This is a genomic window from Vibrio ostreicida (assembly GCF_013074385.2).
Taxonomy (GTDB): Bacteria; Pseudomonadota; Gammaproteobacteria; order Enterobacterales; family Vibrionaceae; genus Vibrio; species Vibrio ostreicida.
On sequence record NZ_JABEYA020000001.1, the window covers coordinates 758200 to 772287 of the forward strand.

Genomic DNA, 14088 nt, shown 5'->3' on the forward strand with positions numbered 1-14088 from the left:
GAGGGAAACTACTGTCAACTTTTCCTGACACCTCAAACTGGGGATAGCGCAGTGCGTTTAGAAGTGACTTGTGAAGACAGATTGGGGCTTACTCGTGAGCTACTTGATATTCTGGCTTCAAGAAATATTGATTTACGAGGCATCGAAATCGACGTCGTCGGCATCATCTATTTAAACTGTCCTGATATCGATTTCGACACTTTCAGTGAACTGATGGCGGAAATACGTCGTATTTCGGGGGTAAAAGATGTACGAAAAATCCAATTTATGCCAATGGAGCGGCATAATACGGAGTTGATCTCGTTGCTGAATAATCTGCCAGAACCCGTATTGGCGATTGACCTAAAAGGCAATGTCGATATGGCTAATCATGCGGCACTAAGCCTATTCAGTCATGAACAGGAACACATGATTGGTCATCAAATCAGTACATTATTACCCAGTTTTAATTTTTCTAAATGGGCAGAAGGTAAAATCACTCGTCAACGCGAAAATATTGTGATTGGTGGTATGGACTATGTTATGGAAATCATGCCTGTCTATATTAGTGATGAGTCTAATGAGTCAGTATTGGCCAGTACGGTGATGATCATTCGTTCTTCTCAAGAGACGTCGGCAATGGAAGATTCCTTACCTTTGCACAATAATCTTGGTTTTGAACACTTTGTTGGTATCTCTAACCGCCATAAAGCACTGATGAGCCAAGCCAAAAAACTCTCGATGCTGGAGCAACCACTCTTAGTACAGGGAGAGACGGGGACGGGGAAAGAAATGTTGGCCCGTGCTTGCCATAATCGTTCCCACCGGGCAGCGGGACCTTTCTTGGTGCTCAGTTGTGCATCCATGCCTGACGATGTTGCAGAGACAGAACTGTTTGGTCATGCACCTGGTTCATTTAATCATGAGCAGGGTCACAAAGGTATTTTCGAGCAAGCCGATGGCGGCACTGTTTTTCTCGATGAAATCGGAGAGATGAGCCCTCATCTGCAGATAAAGTTACTGCGCCTTTTGCAAGACGGTACTTTTCGGCGAGTGGGTGCCGAGCAAGAGATTCATGTTGATGTGCGCGTGATCGCGTCGACGCGACATAACCTTGCCGATCTCGCCGAATCTACATCATTTCGAGAAGATCTTTTCTATCGGCTGAATGTACTGACATTGAATATTCCAGCACTTCGTGAACGTTCAAATGATATCGGTGCATTGCTGGACTTATTTGTTGTTAAATACGTTAAGCAACTCGGGCTCAAGAAGCCAATTTTGGATGAAACCTTGGTCGATCAGCTAGTGACTTATCAGTGGCCAGGCAATATGCGGCAGTTGGAAAATATGGTTCTTAGAGCGTTAACAGAGCTTAATTCTGATACCCTAACCATCGATCTTTTCCATCTTCCACAAGTCGATAGTCCTGTGGCAAGTGGCCCAAGTGTTAACCTCGATGGCTCACTGGATGAAATCATGAAAGATTATGAATCACAAGTGCTAGACCGCTTGTATCAGTCTTTCCCTTCAAGTCGTAAGCTGGCAAAACGTCTTAACGTGTCGCATACGTCTGTGGCGAACAAACTTCGTGAATACGGGATTAGAAAGAGCTAAATGGAACGGATGAGTACTCCTCAACAGGTGTTCGAACAAGATGGAAATATCATTGTGCGGACGGCTGAACCCACTGATGGTTGGTTGATCTCAAACTATTTTGTCGTGAATCGGGAACACCTCAAACCTTGGGAACCGACAAGAGATGAAGCGTTTTACACTGAGTCCGGCTGGACGCAGCGTTTGATCAAATTGAATGAACTGCATCGAATGGGCCTCGGTTACTACCTTATCATCATTGACGATGACACCGGACAAATACTGGGTACTGTCTCGTTCAGCAATATTTCTCGTTTTCCTTTTCACGCCTGCACCATGGGGTATTCATTGGGTGAAAGTGCTCAAGGGCGAGGTGTCATGACTCGGGCGCTGAATTTGGCTGTCAAGTACATGTTTTCCATCCAGAATGTGCACAGAATTATGGCAGCCTATATGCCTCGCAATCAACGCAGTGAAGCTGTTCTTAACCGTCTTGGTTTTGCCCAAGAGGGGTTTGCGGATGATTACCTCTTAATCAATGGACAGTGGGAGGATCACAACCTGATGTCGTTGATAAACCCTTGTTGGAAAGATCCAAACGTTGATAGCCCAAAATAAACACTGAACAAGAGATTCAGAGCGGATGCAAGTGGTTAGCGCTTATCTGCAAGTACTTCGCGCCCGCCAACAGACCTGTAACGAGGATAATTAATGTCATATTTAGCTTTGGATGAATACCAAAGGAAATGGATTTTTACTCACCAGTCGATGCCTGTTCCCGAAGAGGAATTAGAGCACATTAAACCGATGAGTCAGGCTCGCTCTGCCCAATTTTGGAAAGATAATATCAGTGCGCAGAGTCCCGATTCGGAACGTTTAAGCCCCTCAGATTGGCCCATGAAAGCATCAAACTGGCAAGAGAGTGTCAGCTGGATGGCTGCTTGGGAGGGGGATAATACTGAGATGCCTAAAACGCTAGCAGAGTTTATTGATTGGCAGGATGATGTCACGGTCTATTTCTGTTATGAAAAATACAATGTAATAGAAACGAAATGGTCTCTATTCAAAAAACATTGGAAAAACTTTTTATTTTACGATGACGGGCCGATTTTGATTGGTCGCCGCCGTAAAGAAGCGTTGTGGTTTGATTCTCTCGGTAATGTCAAGCTTGGCTATAGAAAATAGAAAAAGCAGCCTTGGGCTGCTTTTTCTTTTGTGGGCCATGGCTGTGGTCGCTAGACAACACTAACAACATCGCAAAGGTTCAGCAGCAATTTATGTGCACTTTTGCCTGACAGTCGGTGTGGCTCAAACTTGGAGCCCGAAGAGTATTTGAGGTTAAGTGGAATGGTGGCGCTTATTTCAGGGATGTAACCCATATTCCAATCACTAAAGTTGCGTTCTGAAATTTCCGAATAATCCAATAGTAAAACGTCTTTGTGTCGGGGATCATTGAGTATGTGATGGTAAATTTGATTGACTTCTGTGCGTGAACCTTCCAAACATTGCAAAAAATAATTTCGGTTAAATAGTAAAATACCAGTGACATCAACCAGCGAATTGTTTTTTCTCGCGGTGTCCAAAATATTTTCAATGTCTGCTTCTTTAATTCCCTTGGTTATCGTGCTCGCATAGACCAGTCTGACTAAGAACATTTGGCTCTCCTTGTAATTGGTTCACCGTAAAAGTATATGCAATAAAACGTACCTTAGGTGCCTTTAGTGCTTTTTATGGGTTTTTCTTGTATGTCAATCAGGGATTCCCTTTTTACAAGTTCGTGTTAGAGCTTCTCAGGGGGCAATATGGTGAAGTCATGACATAAACACGCTAGGCGTCCGTAAAGATCACTTAAGATCGACTAATTATCTGTATTGTAATGATTATACTATTGAGAAAATTGTGATTTTACGCCCAAAAATGGATCGAAGTTTTGCGCAAACGATGTAATACGTTATCATTTTTAAGATAATCTAACTAATTGAACGTTTTATAGCCGCTAATGGAAAGAGTGTTGGGAAAAGCAATGGATTCAAATATCACGCAGCTGCGCAAAGATTTCTATGCTCAAATCAGTGCTATGCAAGCGCATTGTTTGCCTCAAACCAAGCCAACGCTTTCCTTTTTGACCGAGGAAGAGCTTCAAGAGCTCGAAGCTTTATGGATAGAGCTTTCCGTTTGGAAAAAACAGCAAAATCATTAGATAGGTTTTCCTCGCTGACCGCACATAGCCTCATACCTTAAACGATGGGGCTTTTTATTGCCTCCTTATTAAATTGTTATATTATAACAAAAACTGATCGAGTTATTGATTTATGCAGTATCAGACCCCATAGTTATTCATAAAGAGATTTCTATAATGTTAGAAATAAATAAAAACCAGATCCAAGCGAGAAATCATATGGCGCAAGTCAGAGCCAGAGTAGAATTTAAAGTTGGCAGCAAAAGTGATATTGACGCAGAGCTACTGTCTTTTAACGGGTTGATCACTGAAAAAGAACATGTAGCGGTTATTTTTAATCAAGCAGACGTTGAGCAGCGAGTGCCTCTCGTGCGAGTCCATTCCGAATGTTTGACGGGTGATGTGTTTCACTCTTCCCGGTGTGACTGTGGGGAGCAACTCGACGAAACCATTGAGAAAATGAGTCAGTCTGGCGGTATCATTTTGTACCTGCGTCAGGAAGGGCGGGGGATTGGTTTGTACAACAAGATTGATGCATACGAGCTTCAAAGCCAAGGGTTGAATACCTATGAGGCGAACAACCAACTGGGCTTTGGTGATGATTTGCGTGATTTTACAGAAGCAGCGCAGATGCTTAAAGCGCTCAACATCCATAAGATACGTCTGCTGACTAATAATCCGAAGAAAATACGCGAATTGAAAGAGCACGGTATCGAGATTGAGTCAGCGGTTAACACCTCTGCTCACATCAAGGTGGGCAATGAAGGTTACTTAAGAGCGAAGGTATCTCACGGAAAGCATGATCTCAAACTGTAAAGGTTAAATCCTAGTTTTGATAAAAACCTCACTTATGTGAGGTTTTTTTTGTATATCTCTTGCAAAAAAGACGTAAGTTTGTATTATTTGCGACTGCAAGTGCAAATGAGAATAATTAGCACTCATAACTTATAATAAATATTAAGCTCAACAAGGATGCTTTTAATGAATGTACAATCACTTTTAACGCGTTCCGTGACCGCTTCGCTCGTTATTGCCAGCAGCTCAGTGTTTGCAGCAAATGTGACGAAAGAGCAAGTAGTTGAACACTACGCAGATGTCGCCAATGCGGTATTTTCTGACGCTCTCACAACCGCGAAAACGCTCGACCAGTCGATCGAATCTTTTCTTGCGGCACCTTCTCAAGCCAAATTCGATGATGTAAAACAAGCATGGATAGACTCTCGTGTGCCTTACCAACAGTCTGAAGTTTTCCGTTTTGGTAATGCGATTGTCGATGACTGGGAAGGCCAGTTGAATGCATGGCCTCTTGATGAGGGCTTGATTGATTATGTCGCCAGTGATTATCAATATGAACTGGGCAATGTAGGCGCAGGTGCTAACATTGTCGCTAACCAAAAGATAAAGATTGGTGCGACAGAACTTGATGTGACTAAGTTAACTCCAGAAACGATTGCAGACCTTAATGAGGTCGGAGGTTCTGAAGCGAATGTTGCCTCAGGCTATCACGCGATTGAGTTTCTATTGTGGGGCCAAGATCTTAATGGCACTAATTCCGGAGCAGGTGAACGCCCTTATACCGATTTTGTTGTCGGTAAAGGCTGTACCAATAACGACTGTGATCGCCGTAGTGAGTATCTGAAAGCGGCCACGGATTTGTTGGTTCAAGATCTTGCTTGGATGGAGCAACAATGGTCCGCCGAGGTGAAGGGCAACTATCGCGAAACTTTACTGAATGAATCGGCTGAAAATGGTTTACGCAAGATGCTGTTTGGTATGGGGTCTTTATCGTTGGGTGAGCTAGCAGGTGAACGTATGAAGGTCGCCCTTGAAGCAAACTCGACCGAGGACGAGCACGATTGCTTCTCTGACAATACTCATAACTCCCACTACTATAACGAGCAGGGTATATACAATGTTTACATGGGGACCTACGAGCGTCAGGATGGCACGACTCTAAAAGGCCCTAGTATTCACGCCCTCGTGACTCAGAAAAATCAACAAGCAGCTCAAGAGATTCAGAAACAATTTGATGAGACTCGTTCTCAGGTTGGTGAGCTTGTGACGTCTGCAGAAAGTAACGGTCAGTACTTTGATCAACTGATTGCGGCAGGTAATGCGAAAGGCAATGCCTTGGTGAATAAAGCGATTATGTCTCTTGTTGCTCAAACAGCGTCGATTGAACGTGCGGCGAAAATTGTGGGCATTAATAGCCTCAATCCCGATACCGCTGATCACGAGTTCTAACCGTATCCCCCTCTCCGCTAAGGGCTCTTTATTGAGCCCTTTTTCTGTTTCTATAACCACATATTTATTACAACTTTAGATATTGAGTATGGCTGTGAATCTGAGAATAATCGGTATGATTTTGTACAAAAAGACCACAATAATAGCGCTGGTAACTGTGTTGGCCGCAAGTACATCCGTGTCAGCTTATCAAGTGACGTCCGGGGGTGGAACGTCTGTAAAAAAGCAAGGTGCGAATGCATTTTCTCTTCCTGCAGGGAATCTGCCGATGACAGGGCGCTTAGATTTTAGTGTTGGGAATAGTTTTTTTCGAAATCCATGGGTACAAGCTCCAGCGTCAACGGATGCTCGCGACGGATTGGGGCCTTTATTTAATACGAATGGTTGTCAAAACTGCCACATTAAAGATGGTCGCGGTCATCCTCCGGAAGAAGGGGGAGATATCCACGCAGTTTCGATGCTAGTGAGACTGAGTATTCCAGCGCTGACTCCGCAACAGAAGAAACAATTGATTAAAGATGGGGTCATTCCGGAGCCGACTTATGGTGCTCAATTACAAGATTTCTCGTTGCAGAATCAAACGCCAGAAGGGCAGGTTCGCATTGATTATACTGCCGTCCCCGTTCAGTTTGAAGATGGAACTGAAGTGATGTTACGTAAGCCGACTGTCGATATCACTGACCTTGGCTACGGAAAAATGCATCCGGATACTCAATTTTCTGCTCGTGTCGCCCCACCTATGATAGGCTTGGGTCTTTTGGAAAGCTTGTCTGAGGAAACGCTGCAAGCTTGGTCCGATGAAAATGATGCAAATAATGATGGTATCTCAGGTCGTGTCAATCGGGTTTGGGACAACCAAAAACAAGCCTTGGTGACGGGGCGCTTTGGTTGGAAAGCGGGCCAACCGACGCTTATGCAGCAAAATGCGGCTGCATTTAACGGTGATCTTGGATTGACCAGCCGCTTGTTTCCAAATGAAAACTGCAGCAGTAACCAAACGATTTGTACCGATTTACCTAATGGTGGCTCACCGGAAGTCAGTGATAACATTCTTGATTTCGTCGAATTTTATTCGCAGCATTTAGCCGTTCCGATTCGCCGTAATCTGGAAAACCCGGAGGTGATATTGGGTCAGCAGCTATTTTCCAAGGCGGGATGTGAGAGTTGTCATAAAAGCACAGCGACAACCATGACACGTGAGAATTTGCCGGCGTTATCGAATCAAACGATTCACCCTTATACGGATCTGCTACTTCATGATATGGGAGAAGGGCTGGCGGATAACCGTCCTGAATATCTTGCCAATGGTCGTGAGTGGCGAACTCAGCCATTATGGGGGATTGGATACACCAAAGAGGTAAATGGTCATACCTATTTTCTCCATGATGGTCGTGCCCGCAACTTGATGGAAGCGGTGCTATGGCATGGTGGGGAAGCAGAAAAGGCCAAACAAACGGTACTTAAGTTCAACCTAAAAGAGCGTGATGCCCTCATCGCGTTCCTCAATTCATTGTAAGGACTAACGAAACGATGAAGATATTGGCTTTATCAGCGACTGCGGTGCTGGTCACCACATTGGTGGGTTGTCAGTCAACCAGTCGCGAAGGGGCAGAAGCTCAGCAAACCCAACATGTCAGTCAAGCCGTTTATGAGGTTGAGTTTTCAGCGGCGCACTCGTTTTCAGATCAAAGCGCATTGTTATCAAAGACGATGACGTCCTATTGCTCAGGCGAATCTGATCTGATCGCTGTTAAGGAACAGTGGCATCGCGCTATGCAGGGCTGGATGGCGTTACAAGGTCAAGAGAGAGGCCCACAAAAGGCGCTAGAACAAAGCTGGAATATTCAGTTTTGGCCTGATAAAAAAAATACAACGGGTCGTAAGATGTCGCGCCTGACCAACCAATCGACAGAATGGACGCCACAAAAGATTGCCGAACAAAGTGTCACTGTTCAGGGTTTAGGCTCGATTGAGTGGCTTTTGTATGATGAGAGTTCTTCTCTGGAGACATCGCCGTCGACTTGTGCCACTGGGGTAGCGATTACTCAGAATATTGCCTCCAACGCTGAAACTATTTGGGCAGCATGGCAGCAGAATCCATGGGTCGATCTGGATGAAAAAGCATGGACTTCCGAGTATATTTCTTTGCTCTCCAATCAGCTTGAGTACAGTATGAAGAAAATGAGCCGACCGTTGGCGAAGTTTGGCCATCCACGCCCTTATTTTTCTGAATCATGGCGCTCTGAAACGTCCATGATTAACCTCAAAACGAATATTGCCGCTATGCAGGCTCTCTACCTTGCACAGGGGAACGGTTTGGATAAGCAGCTTCGTGATCTGGGCGAAGTTCAGCTGGCTAATAGTATTACACGACAATTTGATACGGCATTGGAAACCTGGCCTGTAAACGAAAGCTTATTTGATATGCTGCACACTAAGCAGGGTTACAGAAAGGCGTATGCCCAGCTCAATAAACTAGAGCAGTTAAAATATATGATTCATGAAGAAGTTGCGATTGAACTGGGCGTTGTGATTGGCTTTAACGCAACCGATGGTGATTAGGTTCTGATGTTGACAGATAATTCGAGACGGAAACTGCTCAAAGCGGCACTGTTTAGCCTTGCCGCCCCCTTAATTCCAGTGGGATGTTCAACTCAAGCGACAGTGTCTGGTCAGCCAGCCTTGATAGGATGTTCACTGCAAGGCCGCAATAAGTATTCGGTCGTGGTTGCTGATGCACTGGGGAGGCCTATTCGCCAGTTGCCTTTGCCTTCAAGGGGACATGGTGTGGCTACGCACGCACAACTGAACCATGCTGTGGCTTTTGCTAGAAGGCCCGGTGCGTATTTTGTGGTGTTTGATTATCGAACCGGTGAGGTGATCAAGTCCTCGCCTGCCAGCAAAAACCGCCATTACTACGGGCATGGGGTATATTCCAATGACGGAAAATGGCTTTATGCCACTGAAGGTGAGCGCAGCACCAGTCGAGGCATTGTCGGCGTGTATGACGTCGCTTCTGGTTACAACAAGGTGGCTGAATTTACAGGCTTTGGGCTTGGCCCCCATGAGGTTATTGCGATGCCAGACGATCGTCTGGCAATTGGGGTCGGTGGTGTACATACCAACGGAAGACAACCGTTGAATTTATCAACCATGTTACCCAGTTTAACTTACCTTGATGCAACAGGAGAAGTGCTTGAACAGGTCGCTTTACCCGATCATCATTTGAGTATCCGCCATTTGGCCCATGATGGAGCTAACACGGTCTTGTGCGGTCAGCAGTACCGCGGTCAACCGGATGAATATCCCTCTTTACTTGCCATGCATTCGAGAGGCGGAAAAATGATTCCCTTACAGGCTGAGCCCGAACAGTGGGCGAGGTTCAACCACTATATCGCCAGTATTGCTGCGACTGATGAGTGGATTTTAGCAACCTCACCACGAGGAAATTGCTACGGTGTGTGGTCAAAAAATACGCATGCATTGGTAGAGTTGGCCGCGTTACCGGATGCCTCTGGCGTTGTGGTTGAGAATGGGGATTTTCGAGTGAGTTCGGGGACAGGTAACGTCATTACTCACACTAGCTCACATGAAAATAGTAATTTTTATTCTAAAATTCAATGGGATAACCATTGGTCAAAAATTTAAACATTGTTGATGGAGCCAGACTTTACCAAGATTCAATTGTCATAAACATTTCCTACTAGCCGCTTATTTCTCTGCCATACTAAGATCTCTGGCAATTGGATTGGAGAGTAAGATGGCTAGATTGCCCCCCCTTCTATTACTGCTGCTCCTGCTTCCAACGTCTGTCTTGGCGAGTAACTATTTCGAGCAAATTGGATGGTTGAAGCCTGATAGCCATGTACTGCGCGTGATTCAATACCCCAATGATATTGAAAATCTCTATCGATCCACAGGCAACCATCTAATTTGGCTGGATATACAGCAAAGTACCCGCTTGGAGTTTCAGTTAGAGGTGATATCCAACGCAGGTTTTAGCCCCTTGTTTGCTCGTCAACTAAGGTATATGGAGTACTACCGTAAAAGCAATCGCTGGCATGAATATGACTTGCTCGCCACCGATACTTTGCTGTTGTATATCAGTTACGCTGAGCAGGCGAAAGTACTGGGTTATGACTGGTTTTTTAAATCTCAGCTTTATAAACCATTGCCCAGACTTAACCCAATGGATCTTTATGGGGTATCTGTGGCCGTTGAGTACCAGCAGTTGAGTGCGCTCATTGATATCTACACGCCCAAAAATGATGATTATCAGGCGCTGATTGCCAATTACTTGCATGTTATTAAGTTCGAGAATCTTAATGTCCCATTATATGAGCAAGACGGCATGCGAGAAATTGGTGATAGGTTAAACAATCGTGAGTTACTGTTGCTGAGAATGGAGATGATCGATGTCGATTTGACGGATGTTCGCAGAGACATCGATTGGTATGATGTGACGTTGGTGGATGCAATCAAGCAGTTTCAGGGACTTCATGGCTTGGCTCAGGACGGAATAATCGGAACGGATACGCTTCGCTGGCTAAATATTAGCCCGACACAGAGGTTGTCTATGCTGGCCCTGAACGCAGAGCGTGGCAGATTGTGGCCAATGGAACGTGATATCATCATTGTCGTGAATGTGCCCGGTTTCGACATGAAATATTGGTACTCGGGGCAAGCCATATTTGAATCTAAAGTGGTGGTCGGTAGCCGAGGCAGGCCGACTCCTTTGATGATCACCAATATGGATTCCCTCATTCTCAATCCGACTTGGAATGTGCCCTGGAAAATTATGGTAGAGGACATTATTCCTAAAGTGAAAAAAGACCCTCAGTACCTAGTACGTCAGCGTATCAATATTATTCCCAAATGGGGGTCGAAAGAGCTTATAGACCCGCAAGAAATCGATTGGCAAAATATGCGTCCCAGTTCCTTTCCGTATCGGATGACACAGTTAGCAGGGGATAAAAATGCGTTGGGGTCCTATAAGTTTAATACGCCCAATAGAAGAGCGATTTTTCTTCACGATACGCCAAGCAAAAACCTGTTCGAGGAAACAACCCGAGCCTTTAGTTCAGGTTGTGTAAGGGTTGAGAATGCAGGTGAGCTCGCTACGCGTCTTCTGGAAACACAAGGCCTAGCGCTTTCTTCACTGAATCGAGAAGCGTTCGCTTCCAATAAGTCGATACCTTTGAAACAGCGCGTGCCTGTCCACATTATCTATCAGACGGCATGGCCGGAGGGGGGAAAGGTTCATTACAGGGATGATATTTACCGCTTAGATAAGTTAAATAGTGGTCGGGGAGGTGTGTAAAAAAATACGCCGCCAATTAAATATGTTTTTTATCATTAACGTCAAAGGGTAAGCGTTATTTCTCGTCTCTGTGATGAGTATGAGCACAATTTATGCATTTGCACTTCATATAAGAGTTAGGTAGTGTCGTCGGTCGGCACATTTCCAGCAACCCAATATGAAGGTGTTTTGACAGTGAACTTTACTCGTAGGGATTTTATCAAGTTGGCAAGCAGTGGCTTGGTCGCGGCGAGCTGTAGCCCTCAATTTGCTTTTGCTTATTACCCAGATCAACCCCGCCCAGAGCGTCGTCGTGAGCTTGCATTTAACAACCTTCATACTGGTGAAGTACTGGAATCTTGTTACTTTGATGGCTACATCTACGTGGCGAATGAATTACAAAGGATCAACCATATTTGTCGAGATTTTCGTCGTGATGAAATACATCAGATGGATAGGCAACTTTTTGATCATTTGTCGGTTATTCAGTCTGAGTTGGGTGTTGCTGCGGAAGTGCAAATTATTTCGGGTTATCGTTCGCCAATCACGAACGGTGCGCTGAGAGCAGCCTCAAGCGGTGTTGCAAAAAAAAGCTATCATATGTTGGGGCAGGCAATAGACTTCCGCCTAGAAGGCGTCAGTCTCAAAAAAGTACGTGACGTTGCCCTGGAGATGAAGTTTGGTGGTGTAGGCTATTATCCGAAAAGCAATTTCATTCACATCGATACTGGTCCTGTTCGTCACTGGTAACGACAAATTCACACGGCAAGGTTGTCAAAAACCTTACCAAATGTCATAGTTTCGCCAGTTTAAATGTAGTGTAAGGTTTCGATATGTCTCTCAAGTATCAAGTGGTTCCAGTAACCTCATTTTCTCAGAACTGCTCCATTGTCTGGTGTGATGAGACAATGGAGGGAGTGGTTGTTGATCCTGGAGGCGATGTGGCTCAACTTGTTAATGTGATCAAACAACTTGGTATACGGGTGGTGAAACTGGTGCTAACACATGGGCATTTGGATCATGTTGGCGGTACTGAAGTGTTGGCTAAAGAACTCGGTGGTGTAGAGATTGTGGGCCCCCATGAAGCCGATAGCTTTTGGTTACAAGGGCTCGCTGGACAGAGCCAAATGTTTGGGTTTCCGTTAACTCAGCCGTTTGAGCCTCACCAATGGCTGAATGATGGTGACGCTGTAACTTTTGGCCGTCAGGTACTCAGTATACTGCATACACCAGGGCATACACCTGGTCACGTTATCCTTTTTAGCGACGAAGCGAAATTGGCTTTTGTCGGTGATGTCTTGTTCAGTGGCTCTGTTGGGCGTACAGATTTTCCTAAAGGTGATTTTGATACCTTGATTCACTCCATCAAAACCAAACTTTGGCCTTTGGGTAATGAGGTAAGGTTTGTACCAGGGCATGGACCAGAGTCGACGTTTGGTAAAGAGCGGGCCTCGAACCCATTTGTCGCGGATGAAATGCCACTTTACTAATATAAGTTTGCGGCCGTTTTTACGGCCTTTTAACCATTTCGCTTTGTTCACACTCTGCTGCTGCTAAGTACCGTCTTGCTAAACCGATAAACTCCTCTGCAGGACGTTCAAGATCTTGCTCTGAAATAAAAATATCGAAATCAAAAAAGAGCCGCTGATACTTCATCCGATTGGCAAGCATAGCCTGGAGGCCAGAAAATTGTGTACCGACCCTGTTTCGATAGGGTTTCGAATCTAAAACCATGTCCTCGAATCTCTCGCTTTGTTGGTGCTGCTTTGCACCCAGATACAGTAATGCCCGCTGGTCTAAAAGGATCTCTGTTGTGATACGGGGGCATATGCTTTCAAGGTAAGGTGAATAATGGTTTAGCTTAATTCCTATCCATGGTAGGGGTTTCTGCCAGCCGTGTTGTTGATAGTAACAAAGGCCGATCTTATTGATGTTGCTCCACTTAACGACCCAACCACCTTTGTAAAAGTGTTGTTGGAAGTGAGTTGATGTCAGAGTGTAGGATACGGTACCTTTGAGAACAAGTCGTTGCCCCAGCCACATCAACACCAGAATACCGATAATAAATAACAGTGCATGTTGCCAATCTGGCGCAAGCATGAGTAAACTTAACAGTGTGACAACGATCGCGAACGAGGCGACTTTCGCAACAGGTGAGGTGAAACTAAACGGCTGATTAGTGAGATGCAATGTTTGCATAGCCCCTCCTTGGAACACTAAAAACCTCTGTTTATATGTTCAGTAGTCATGAAAAGGATTACATCACTTACTGATTAAAATGTAGACTTAAAATAGCATAACACGCATTTTTCGTGGATAAAGGCTGTTATCTACTGTAAATAGCCATGAAATTTTGGTATAAATCGCGCTTCAAATTTTCACCACTGCTTCGTATGCAGTGAAAAGGAGAAATATTCGATGAGACTTGCTCACAAGCGTAAGGTTCAAATGAAACTGCAGAAACGCAGTATGGCGAAAGTTACGAACGTAGCAGTGGCTAAAAAAGCGAAGCCTGTTGTTGAGAAAACTGTCGCACCAAAAGCGGACAAAGTGGCAGCGGTGCAATCGGCCAGCATTACACTGACTCCAAAGCAACAACAAGTCCTCGATATTGTTGTGGCAAATGCAGAAGGCATCAACCCGAAAGGTATTGGCCTTTCAGCGGGTCAAGAAGAAGCTAAAGCAGCAGCTTGGGCGACGGGTGCACTTAAAAAATTGCTCGAAGAGAATTTAGTCGAAAAGCAGCAAATCGCAGGTAATAAGGTTATCTATAAAGCGATTTAAGCAAAGG

15 protein-coding genes are annotated in these 14088 nt (G+C 44.9%); 13 read left to right on the top strand and 2 right to left on the bottom strand.

Annotated features, from left to right (window positions below; all coding sequences use genetic code 11):
• Positions 1 to 51: 51 nt before the first annotated feature.
• The 3 genes from tyrR (at position 52) to HLM86_RS03170 (ending at position 2760) form a co-directional block, all read left to right on the top strand.
• A complete protein-coding gene (gene tyrR, locus HLM86_RS03160; protein WP_076589384.1) occupies positions 52 to 1596 on the top strand; it encodes a transcriptional regulator TyrR in 1545 nt (514 codons plus the stop codon).
• Positions 1597 to 2193, top strand: a complete 597-nt coding sequence (rimJ, locus tag HLM86_RS03165; protein WP_076589383.1) for a ribosomal protein S5-alanine N-acetyltransferase — start codon at positions 1597 to 1599, stop codon at positions 2191 to 2193. It begins immediately after the preceding gene.
• A 93-nt stretch (positions 2194 to 2286) separates the two neighbouring features.
• Entirely contained in the window at positions 2287 to 2760 is a 474-nt protein-coding gene (locus tag HLM86_RS03170; protein WP_076589382.1) for a DUF2947 domain-containing protein, read from the top strand.
• Between the two features lie 50 nt (positions 2761 to 2810).
• Here HLM86_RS03170 and HLM86_RS03175 read toward each other — a convergent pair whose 3' ends face one another.
• Entirely contained in the window at positions 2811 to 3230 is a 420-nt protein-coding gene (locus tag HLM86_RS03175) for a BLUF domain-containing protein (RefSeq protein WP_170881984.1), read from the bottom strand.
• A 368-nt stretch (positions 3231 to 3598) separates the two neighbouring features.
• Here HLM86_RS03175 and HLM86_RS03180 point away from each other — a divergent pair, with 368 nt between their 5' ends.
• The 9 genes from HLM86_RS03180 to HLM86_RS03220 all read left to right on the top strand — a co-directional run bounded on the left by HLM86_RS03180 (position 3599) and on the right by HLM86_RS03220 (position 12787).
• Positions 3599 to 3775 carry a hypothetical protein gene (locus HLM86_RS03180; RefSeq protein WP_170881983.1) on the top strand — a complete coding sequence of 59 codons (177 nt, stop codon included), beginning with the start codon at positions 3599 to 3601 and terminating at the stop codon, positions 3773 to 3775.
• 198 nt (positions 3776 to 3973) lie between these two features.
• Positions 3974 to 4570, top strand: a complete 597-nt coding sequence (locus HLM86_RS03185) for a GTP cyclohydrolase II (RefSeq protein WP_170882229.1) — start codon at positions 3974 to 3976, stop codon at positions 4568 to 4570.
• A 165-nt stretch (positions 4571 to 4735) separates the two neighbouring features.
• Complete coding sequence (locus HLM86_RS03190; protein ID WP_076589380.1) at positions 4736 to 5998, top strand: imelysin family protein; 1263 nt, start codon at positions 4736 to 4738, stop codon at positions 5996 to 5998.
• Between the two features lie 115 nt (positions 5999 to 6113).
• Positions 6114 to 7514, top strand: a complete 1401-nt coding sequence (locus tag HLM86_RS03195; RefSeq protein ID WP_076589379.1) for a di-heme oxidoreductase family protein — start codon at positions 6114 to 6116, stop codon at positions 7512 to 7514.
• Between the two features lie 14 nt (positions 7515 to 7528).
• The gene (locus HLM86_RS03200; RefSeq protein ID WP_170881982.1) at positions 7529 to 8560 is read left to right on the top strand and encodes an imelysin family protein; all 1032 of its coding nucleotides are present in this window, start codon (positions 7529 to 7531) and stop codon (positions 8558 to 8560) included.
• A 6-nt stretch (positions 8561 to 8566) separates the two neighbouring features.
• Complete coding sequence (locus HLM86_RS03205) at positions 8567 to 9646, top strand: DUF1513 domain-containing protein (protein ID WP_076589377.1); 1080 nt, start codon at positions 8567 to 8569, stop codon at positions 9644 to 9646.
• A gap of 112 nt (positions 9647 to 9758) precedes the next feature.
• A complete protein-coding gene (locus HLM86_RS03210; protein WP_170881981.1) occupies positions 9759 to 11318 on the top strand; it encodes a L,D-transpeptidase family protein in 1560 nt (519 codons plus the stop codon).
• A gap of 174 nt (positions 11319 to 11492) precedes the next feature.
• Positions 11493 to 12047, top strand: a complete 555-nt coding sequence (gene mepK, locus HLM86_RS03215) for a peptidoglycan L,D-endopeptidase MepK (protein ID WP_170881980.1) — start codon at positions 11493 to 11495, stop codon at positions 12045 to 12047.
• A gap of 83 nt (positions 12048 to 12130) precedes the next feature.
• Positions 12131 to 12787, top strand: coding sequence for an MBL fold metallo-hydrolase (locus HLM86_RS03220; protein WP_076589375.1), 657 nt, complete (start codon positions 12131 to 12133; stop codon positions 12785 to 12787).
• 19 nt (positions 12788 to 12806) lie between these two features.
• Here HLM86_RS03220 and HLM86_RS03225 read toward each other — a convergent pair whose 3' ends face one another.
• Entirely contained in the window at positions 12807 to 13496 is a 690-nt protein-coding gene (locus HLM86_RS03225) for a DUF2982 domain-containing protein (protein ID WP_170881979.1), read from the bottom strand.
• Between the two features lie 219 nt (positions 13497 to 13715).
• On the opposite strand from HLM86_RS03225, the gene HLM86_RS03230 reads away from it, so the two are divergent.
• Positions 13716 to 14081: a MarR family transcriptional regulator gene (locus tag HLM86_RS03230; RefSeq protein WP_076589373.1), complete on the top strand. Its 366-nt coding sequence runs from the start codon at positions 13716 to 13718 to the stop codon at positions 14079 to 14081.
• Positions 14082 to 14088 lie beyond the last annotated feature (7 nt).

Bases quoted from the DNA above. Each gene is read 5' to 3' on its own strand.
- rimJ (WP_076589383.1), top strand. From the start codon at position 1,597: ATGGAACGGATGAGTACTCCTCAACAGGTGTTCGAACAAGATGGAAAT.
- HLM86_RS03170 (WP_076589382.1), top strand. From the start codon at position 2,287: ATGTCATATTTAGCTTTGGATGAATACCAAAGGAAATGGATTTTTACT.
- HLM86_RS03175 (WP_170881984.1), bottom strand. From the start codon at position 3,230: ATGTTCTTAGTCAGACTGGTCTATGCGAGCACGATAACCAAGGGAATT.
- HLM86_RS03180 (WP_170881983.1), top strand. From the start codon at position 3,599: ATGGATTCAAATATCACGCAGCTGCGCAAAGATTTCTATGCTCAAATC.
- HLM86_RS03185 (WP_170882229.1), top strand. From the start codon at position 3,974: ATGGCGCAAGTCAGAGCCAGAGTAGAATTTAAAGTTGGCAGCAAAAGT.
- HLM86_RS03190 (WP_076589380.1), top strand. From the start codon at position 4,736: ATGAATGTACAATCACTTTTAACGCGTTCCGTGACCGCTTCGCTCGTT.
- HLM86_RS03195 (WP_076589379.1), top strand. From the start codon at position 6,114: ATGATTTTGTACAAAAAGACCACAATAATAGCGCTGGTAACTGTGTTG.
- HLM86_RS03200 (WP_170881982.1), top strand. From the start codon at position 7,529: ATGAAGATATTGGCTTTATCAGCGACTGCGGTGCTGGTCACCACATTG.
- HLM86_RS03205 (WP_076589377.1), top strand. From the start codon at position 8,567: ATGTTGACAGATAATTCGAGACGGAAACTGCTCAAAGCGGCACTGTTT.
- HLM86_RS03210 (WP_170881981.1), top strand. From the start codon at position 9,759: ATGGCTAGATTGCCCCCCCTTCTATTACTGCTGCTCCTGCTTCCAACG.
- HLM86_RS03220 (WP_076589375.1), top strand. From the start codon at position 12,131: ATGTCTCTCAAGTATCAAGTGGTTCCAGTAACCTCATTTTCTCAGAAC.
- HLM86_RS03225 (WP_170881979.1), bottom strand. From the start codon at position 13,496: ATGCAAACATTGCATCTCACTAATCAGCCGTTTAGTTTCACCTCACCT.
- HLM86_RS03230 (WP_076589373.1), top strand. From the start codon at position 13,716: ATGAGACTTGCTCACAAGCGTAAGGTTCAAATGAAACTGCAGAAACGC.